We start from the raw sequence: 7,747 nt of genomic DNA on the forward strand, positions 1-7,747 counted from the left end.
CTGAATAATAGGAACCAGACATTTTTTCAATCAAATCTGCAATTTCACGGGTCGTAACGCCCTTGGAATAAAGCTGAATGATTGTTGTTTCTAAAGCGTCCTGACGACGAGAATAAGTTAGAAGCTGGTGATTATGAAAATGGCCCTGACGATCACGCGGCACAGCAATCTTCAACTTACCATCTTCAGCGTCAATTAAACGATAATACTGGCCATTACGAGAATTGCCAGTATTAAAGCCACTGCGGTCATCAGGATCATAACCAAGCAAAGCTGTTAGTTCAGCTTGCAAGATTCGATTAATAGCTGTTTCGAGTTGTTGACGAAAAAGTTCTTTAACATCACCATTTGACAATCGAGTTTTGGTTAAATTTATTGAAAGGAATGGGCGGTACAATTCAATTCATGTCTATCCCTTTTCTTGTTAATACTAACAGGTGTTTTATTCGATTCCTTAACTATCGCTATATGTATAATGAGATACATGTAAAATGAACCTGCACAAATTCATCCCTATTAAAAACATCCCATTGTGTTCACAATGGGATGTTTTGTGATATGATTAAGTTATCAGATAGAAAGGAGTGGCTATCAATGGCAACAAAAAAGAAAGAAGCTCGCTTGAATATTCGTATTGATCCTGAATTAAAAAGTGCTGCTCAAATCGTAGCAAATGATATGGGAATAGACTTGACCACAGCTGTTACTATGTTCATGACAAAAATGGTGAAAGATCACGCCCTCCCGTTTACCCCAACTAGCCTACCAGTTGAAACCTTACAAGCTTTGAAAGAAGCAAAGCACCCAGAGCTGCTTAAAAAATACAGCACTCCTGATGACATGTGGAGAGACTTGAATGTATAGACTGATTCCGACTCCAACATTTAAACGTGATTTAAAACGTCTCTCCAAAAAGCACTGGCCTGTTGATGAGCTAAAGACGGCTGTTAATCTTTTAGCCGTTGGAACGAACGCCAAACTTTTAAGCAAAAAGTATGCAGATCACGCGTTGTCTTCAAGCAGCGCGTGGAAAGGATACCGAGAGCTACATGTTGATGGTCCTCGTGGGGACTGGCTACTAATCTATAAAATTGAGCAGCAAGATCTTATTTTGACCCTGGTTAGAACTGGATCTCATAAGAGCCTTTTAGGCAAATAGGATTGAAAGCTGTCCAGAAAGGGTGGTTTTTGTGTTGTAATCTATTAGTAGATTCAGTGGCCTCCACTTTAAAGATACATATTTTCTAATGTAAGAAAAAGATATTTTACGTAACAATATTTAAAAGTACAACTAGTGTATATCTTGAAACAAATTACCTTATATAATAGAACCATAAAGAATGATGAGGTGTTTTTATGACTAATAAACCTGATGTTGTTCAGATCAAAATGGATAAGTCCTTTAATCCTCATACTTCGGCTCCTACTAAAGCTTTTCAAGTTAGAGTTGATGATAACAAATCTGTTATCGTGTATAATCGCATCCAGGGATATGTTTTAGGTTCTTTAATTAAGGCGATTTTCAAATGATGTTGCTTGATATGCGAAAAATTAAAGGCATTTATCTTATCTGTGGCAAAACTGATCCCAAATGAGATTAGCTGGTCTTTTTTTAACGGTCGATCATTAGGTGCTTACTTATTAGATGCTTACATTTGTTATTTGACTGCCAACACTTTAACTGCAGCAGTTATTCCACGAACATCATCAGCAAGACTTAATGACGGGACACCTGGACGATTAACAACTTGTGAAGGAAGAAATGGAATATGCATAAAACCACCTTTTATATTTGGAAATTCCCTATGAATCATGTATTGGACTTGATACATCACATGGTTGCAAACAAATGCACCGGCAGTTGTTGAAACATAGCTAGGAATTTGCTCTTCTTTTATTGCCTTAGACATTTCTTTAACCGGCAGCTGTGTGAAATAAGCATTTTCACCATCATCATGAATAAGTTCCTCTTTAGGCTGCTGCCCTTCGTTATCAGGAATTCTTGCATCATCAAAATTGATAGCGACCCTCTCTGGTGTAATACCGTATCTTCCACCAGCTTGACCAATATTTAAAATAAAGTCTGGTTTTTCACTTAAAATAGCCTTATGTATTTTTTCAGCACTCTTGAAAAATACTGTAGGTATTTCTAACTTGGCTATCTGCAATCCAGAAATTTCATCTGGTACTTTTTTTACTGCTTCAATTGCTGGATTTATTTTATCTTTTCCAAATGGATCGAATCCTGTTAATAAAAGTTTCATTTTGCTATTTTCCTTTCTTTTTAAAAGTTGAGTTTTATCATTGCATACATAAGTAATACATTAAATACTAATACAAATAAAGCAGTTGGGATTTGTACTTTTACGACAAGATTTTTATCATCTAATTCAAGAAGCGAAGCGGGTACGATGTTAAACTCTGCAGCCATCGGTGTCATTAAAGTCCCGCAATAACCTGAAAACATAGCTAAAGCGCCTATTTGTTCGGGTGTTGCGCCAAATCCCTTTATTAAGAGTGGTACTGCAATACCAGATGCCAGTATTGGGAAAGAAGCAAAAGCGTTTCCCATGATTAAGGTAAAGATAGCCATTCCTAAGCAAAATACCACAACTGTCCAGAATAAAGAGTTATCAGGAACCACAGATGTAATTATTTTTGAAATCGTTTTTCCAACCCCAGTTTCAGTGAAAATGGTACCTAATGTTGCTAAAAGCTGTGGCAAAACAAGTGTCCAGCTGATTGCATCTAGAAGTCGATATCCTTCAAAAAAAGAACTCTTTACGCCTTTTTTAGTTACAAGCATTGCTGCTATCCAGCATATAATACATGCAATACCTAAAGCAACTAAAGTGGAATTTGAAGAATCAAAGAGAAATTTATCGGCTATTTTTAAAGGAGCTAAAAATTCTGCACCAGCAAATGTCAACAGTGGAAGAAGAAGGGCCGGCAGAAATACCAGATTGCCAAGTCTTTTCCTATCACTTTCAATTTGTTTTCCGGGACGCATTGCAACATTGCTTTTCTTTAATTGACCAAGTGCAACAATTAAGGTCATTATAATTACTAAAAGACCATCTGAAATCTCAAATGAGATCGGTTGGTCTTTTTGCTACAGTCATTTTTGCAGGAATCGCTGATTTGCTTTCGTCTTGCCAATTCCCTGGCCAATACACTTCCAGCGTACTGGGCGGTTATGATTTTTTAAAAAGATGTGTACACACTTTTTCGCCTTGTCGCGCAAACTTTTGGCATTGTTCAGCTGTGTAAGCGGTTTTAATATTGATTGTGGAAGGAGGATCAAAATATGAAAAAAACAACAGTTCATATTGTTCCACACACTCATTGGGATCGTGAATGGTATTTTCAAAATACACGAGCAACCGTATATTTGATTAGTCAAGTCAATGAAGTAATTGAAACTTTACAGAACCATTCTAAAACTTATTTTTATCTTTTTGATGCCCAAAGTTCATTACTCGAAGATTATTTAAGATTTTATCCCGAAAAAAAAGCAGTTTTACGACAATTAATTAGTAATCACCGGCTACTATTTGGACCATGGTATACCCAAACAGATCAATTAGCAATTAGTCAAGAGTCGATTGTTCGTAATTTGTATTACGGAATTGATTATGCTCAGGCAATGGGACATAGTATGAAGATTGGCTATTGTCCGGATATTTTCGGACAGGGAGGGAATTTACCGCAAATCTATCAAAAATTCGGAATTCATCAAGTAATCTTTTGGCGTGGAATTGGTAATTCAAAATTGGCAAAAACTGAATTTGAATGGATTGGAGATGATGGTACTCCAATTACAGCTTTACAAATTCCATTTGGATATTTTTATGGAGCAAATATTCCAACTGATTCTGTTGATCTGCAAGGCTTTGTCAAAACTATGATTCCTAAATTGGAAAATCGTTCACAGATTACTGACCTTTATTTGCCAAATGGTTTTGATCAATTGCCCATTAACCATCATCTAGAACAAATAGTTGCTCAATTGAATCAGATTGATCCAGCGCGAGTGTATCAAATCTCTTCACCAGAAAAATATATGGATTCTTTGCAACGTGATTTAAAAGATCATCAAGTAACACTTCCAAAAGTTTATGGTGAACTCACTGATGGGGAAGATTCACGAGTTCATAAAAGCATTTATTCAACACGAGCAGACTTAAAACAAGCTAATAATCAATTAGAAAATTTTTTGGTCAATGTTGTCGAACCTCTTACAACCTTGGGCTATAGTTTAGGTTTACGATATCCACATTCAGAATTGGAATTTATTTGGAAAAAATTATTAGAGAACTCTGCTCATGATAGTATTGGCAACTGTAATAGTGATTCAACAAATTTTGATATTCAGGCGCGAAACAAAATTGCTACTGATTTTGCCCAGAATCTGTTAGAGAAAACAATGCGTGACATTAGCAGCAATATTGCGCAAGATAATTCATATTCATTTACGGTTTTTAATCCTTTGCCATATGCAAGAACGACAGTCTTAGAAGCTAATCTTTATTTACCTGATGGCTCATTTAGTTTTTTGGATGATCAAGGTAATTCAGTACCATATGAAGTTCTTAGTCAACAAGATCAAAGTGATTATGTTTTGCATCAAGCTGAGTTGTTGACACCAACCATGTATCGTACTGATACAAATGCTTCCTCAACACCTAAACAAGTTTTTTATTCACATGTTAGGTTTTTGATCAAAGATATTGCAGGTTTAGGGTATCAACAATTTTATTTGAAGCCGCAAAAAATTTACCGTTAAGTTATCTAAAAACAGTCAATTCAGAGAAGATCTCTAATCAGTATTATTCAGTATCTTTTGAGCCAGAAACTCATGCTTTTACAGTTCATGACAATCAAAACGGTAAAACTCATTATCATCAGTTTAATTTAATTGATAACGGTGATGCTGGCGATTCTTATAATTATTCTCCACCGGAAAATGATTGGCTGATATCCTCTAAAAATGCACAAGTGAAGAAAATTGAGACCAAAATAGGTGATATTAGTCAATCTTTAGCTGTTACTTTGATCTTTAATTTGCCTGATACCTTAATACGACGTGCTGAACATCATGTTACAGACAAAATGAAAGCAACTGTTACTGTAACCTTAAAAGCAGCTGAGCAAGTTATCGGAATTAATGTTCGTGTTGACAATCCAGTTTCTAATCATCGGTTACGTTTGGTTTCACAGTTAGGAGATCGAACTAAGTCATCAATTGCTGATAGTTTGTTTGGAGTTGTTAAACGGCCAGTTGTTGATCCTAATGCAACAAATTGGCAAATAAAGGGGTGGGTTGAAAAACCAACTGAGATTAATCCATTACAGAGTTTTGCTGCTGTCAGTGATAACCATCAAACAGTTGCTGGATTTACTGATGGACCACGAGAATATGAAATTGTTGGAGAGAATTTTGATCAGTTAGCGTTGACTATTTTTCGCGCTAACAGCCAGATGGGCAAAACTGATTTGAAATATCGACCAGGACGAGCATCAGGAGAAACTATTGTGGCGACCCCAGCAGCCGAACTAATTGGTAGATTAAGCTTTGATTTTGGCTTTTATTACTCGCAAGCCGCATTCGATGATTCGCAGGTTAGCAAGATAGCTAAAGAATTTTACTCACCAGTGCAAGTTTATGAATTAGCACCCTTTTTGAATAGTCGAATTCGCTTTATCCGTAATGAACCAGAGCAAAAAGAATTACCTACACGAATCAGTTTGTTAGATTTAAAGGATTCTTCAGCAGTTGTTAGTGCAATCAAAAAAGCTGAAGAAAGTGACCAAGTAATTTTACGTTGCTTTAATCCATTCTTGCTACGCAAAGCCACAATCAAATTACCAGTGAAAGCAACTGAAGTCGGGTTGGATGAAAAAACTAAATCCAATCTGAAAGAAGGTAATTTTGACCATAATCAATTTAAGACATTCAAGTTTGACTTAGGAGGTGATCAATTTGCTCATATCAGAAAAGCTTATTGATCTAAATGTTGCAGCAACGGACAAGAATGATTTAATAAAACATTTAGTAAAATTAGCAAATGATGACAATCGTTTAAATGACAGTGAAAAGTTTTTGAAAGCAGTTTATACACGAGAGGCTGAGATTTCAACTTCGCTTGGCTATCAGGTAGCTGTTCCGCATGGTAAAACAAATGCTGTCAAAAAACCATTTATTTGTTTTGCCAAATCACTTAAGGGAATTTATTGGAATAAACAGTTGGTCCATTTGATCTTTTTGATTGGTGTACCAGAAGCAGAAAAAGGAAACTCGTATTTAACTATCTTGGCAAATATTGCTCGCAGAATTATTGATGATCAATTTCGTCAACATCTTTTGACAACCGATGATAAGAAAAAAGTGATCGAGATTATAGATCCGACAGATGATTAAAAGAAAGGAAGCTTTGTAATGAAAATTGTAGGGATTACAGCTTGTACAGCAGGGATAGCACACACCTATATGGCGCAAAGTGCTTTAGAAAAAGCCGCCAAGAAGTTAGATTATCAAATCAAGATCGAAACACAAGGAGCAATGGGCGCAGAGAATGAATTAACTAAAGCGGAGATTGACGAAGCAGATGTGGTAATTCTGGGTGTTGATGTTTCAATTGAAGGTGAAGAAAGATTTGAAGGAAAACCAGTTTATGAGACATCAGTTTCTTCGTGTGTTACTGAACCGGAAAAAGTTATTCAAAAAGCATTAGAAAAAATAAAAAAATAAGGAAGTGAGCTACAATGAACAAAGCTTTTAGTGAGATAAAAAATCATGCAATGACAGGTGTATCATATATGATTCCAACGGTTACAGTTGGTGGTATTTTGTATGCGATTGCTTTAGCTTTTAGTGGTGGTGTGAATGTCAAAGTTCCTTTTCTAGCTAATATTGAAACAATCGGTGCAGCAGGAATGGCTTTGCTGGTACCAGTCTTGGCAGGATATATTTCATATTCAATTGCCGGTCGTCCTGGTTTAATCCCCGGGTTGATCTTGGGTTATCTTGCAGCGAATCCAGTCGGCACAGGAAAAATTTCGACTGGATTCTTGGGAGGACTCTTACTTGGCTTTTCTGCAGGTTATCTGGCAAAATGGGTTAAGAAATGGAAAGTGCCAGCATTTATTAAACCGTTAATGCCAATTATTGTAATTCCGCTAGTTGTTTCTTTAATCATTGGGTTGCTTTATATTTATATAATTGCTACGCCACTTGGCAGTGTTGTTAGTGGTTTAACGAGTTGGCTGAAAAACATGTCGACTGGTTCATCAATAGTTTTAGCAATCATTGTTGGTTGTATGATTTCATTTGACATGGGTGGTCCGTTAAATAAGATTGCTTATACCACAGCTGTTGCTTTGATTTCAACTGGAAACGGTCATTTGATGGGAATGGCTGGAGTTGCAATTTGTATTCCACCAATTGGATTAGGTGTGTCTTCATTGATTTTGCGGAGTCGTTTTACTGAAGAGGAACGTAATTCAGGCAAGGCAGCTATTGTTATGGGAGCCTGTGGCATTACGGAAGGGGCAATTCCTTTTGCTGCAACTGATCCGTTCAGAGTTATTCCATCAATTATGGTTGGATCAGCAGCTGGCTCAGTTATTGCTTCTTTAGGTTCTTCCACTAATATGGCTCCTTTAGGTGGCTTATTGGTCTTACCCGTTGTTGGTGGCCGTTTGACGTATGTACTGGGAGTTGTGGTAGGAATTGCAGTTGTAGTTA

Annotated in this window: 11 protein-coding genes; 8 read left to right on the forward strand and 3 right to left on the reverse strand. The window is 36.6% G+C overall.

Annotated features, from left to right (window positions below):
* A partial coding sequence (locus ON15_RS04850; protein WP_040524819.1) for an IS256 family transposase occupies positions 1-376 on the reverse strand: 376 nt, incomplete at its 3' end.
* A 218-nt stretch (positions 377-594) separates the two neighbouring features.
* Here ON15_RS04850 and ON15_RS04855 point away from each other — a divergent pair.
* The 3 genes from ON15_RS04855 (at position 595) to ON15_RS11740 (ending at position 1,530) form a co-directional block, all read left to right on the forward strand.
* Positions 595-864, forward strand: coding sequence for a type II toxin-antitoxin system RelB/DinJ family antitoxin (locus ON15_RS04855; protein WP_010580355.1), 270 nt, complete (start codon positions 595-597; stop codon positions 862-864).
* Positions 857-1,159: a type II toxin-antitoxin system YafQ family toxin gene (locus ON15_RS04860; protein ID WP_010580356.1), complete on the forward strand. Its 303-nt coding sequence runs from the start codon at positions 857-859 to the stop codon at positions 1,157-1,159. Before ON15_RS04855 ends, ON15_RS04860 begins: the two co-directional genes overlap by 8 nt.
* A gap of 197 nt (positions 1,160-1,356) precedes the next feature.
* Positions 1,357-1,530: a hypothetical protein gene (locus ON15_RS11740; RefSeq protein ID WP_010580357.1), complete on the forward strand. Its 174-nt coding sequence runs from the start codon at positions 1,357-1,359 to the stop codon at positions 1,528-1,530.
* 128 nt (positions 1,531-1,658) lie between these two features.
* On the opposite strand, the gene pcp is transcribed toward ON15_RS11740, so the two are convergent.
* A complete protein-coding gene (gene pcp, locus ON15_RS04865; RefSeq protein WP_010580358.1) occupies positions 1,659-2,264 on the reverse strand; it encodes a pyroglutamyl-peptidase I in 606 nt (201 codons plus the stop codon).
* 20 nt (positions 2,265-2,284) lie between these two features.
* On the reverse strand, positions 2,285-3,097 hold the full coding sequence (locus ON15_RS04870) for a 5-oxoproline transporter, DUF979 family subunit (protein ID WP_040524817.1): 813 nt from the start codon (positions 3,095-3,097) through the stop codon (positions 2,285-2,287).
* Positions 3,098-3,307: 210 nt separating this feature from the next.
* Here ON15_RS04870 and ON15_RS11235 point away from each other — a divergent pair, with 210 nt between their 5' ends.
* From ON15_RS11235 to ON15_RS04890, 5 genes are all read left to right on the forward strand, one after another.
* Positions 3,308-4,786: a glycoside hydrolase family 38 N-terminal domain-containing protein gene (locus tag ON15_RS11235; RefSeq protein WP_010580360.1), complete on the forward strand. Its 1,479-nt coding sequence runs from the start codon at positions 3,308-3,310 to the stop codon at positions 4,784-4,786.
* A gap of 29 nt (positions 4,787-4,815) precedes the next feature.
* On the forward strand, positions 4,816-6,009 hold the full coding sequence (locus ON15_RS11240) for a glycoside hydrolase family 38 C-terminal domain-containing protein (protein WP_235720433.1): 1,194 nt from the start codon (positions 4,816-4,818) through the stop codon (positions 6,007-6,009).
* On the forward strand, positions 5,984-6,421 hold the full coding sequence (locus ON15_RS04880; RefSeq protein ID WP_010580362.1) for a PTS sugar transporter subunit IIA: 438 nt from the start codon (positions 5,984-5,986) through the stop codon (positions 6,419-6,421). Before ON15_RS11240 ends, ON15_RS04880 begins: the two co-directional genes overlap by 26 nt.
* A gap of 18 nt (positions 6,422-6,439) precedes the next feature.
* Positions 6,440-6,751, forward strand: coding sequence for a PTS fructose transporter subunit IIB (locus tag ON15_RS04885; RefSeq protein WP_010580363.1), 312 nt, complete (start codon positions 6,440-6,442; stop codon positions 6,749-6,751).
* A gap of 14 nt (positions 6,752-6,765) precedes the next feature.
* On the forward strand, positions 6,766-7,747 hold a 982-nt coding region (locus ON15_RS04890; RefSeq protein WP_010580364.1), incomplete at its 3' end, for a PTS fructose transporter subunit IIC.

It is taken from the genome of Liquorilactobacillus vini DSM 20605, from assembly GCF_000255495.1.
Lineage (GTDB): Bacteria > Bacillota > Bacilli > Lactobacillales > Lactobacillaceae > Liquorilactobacillus > Liquorilactobacillus vini.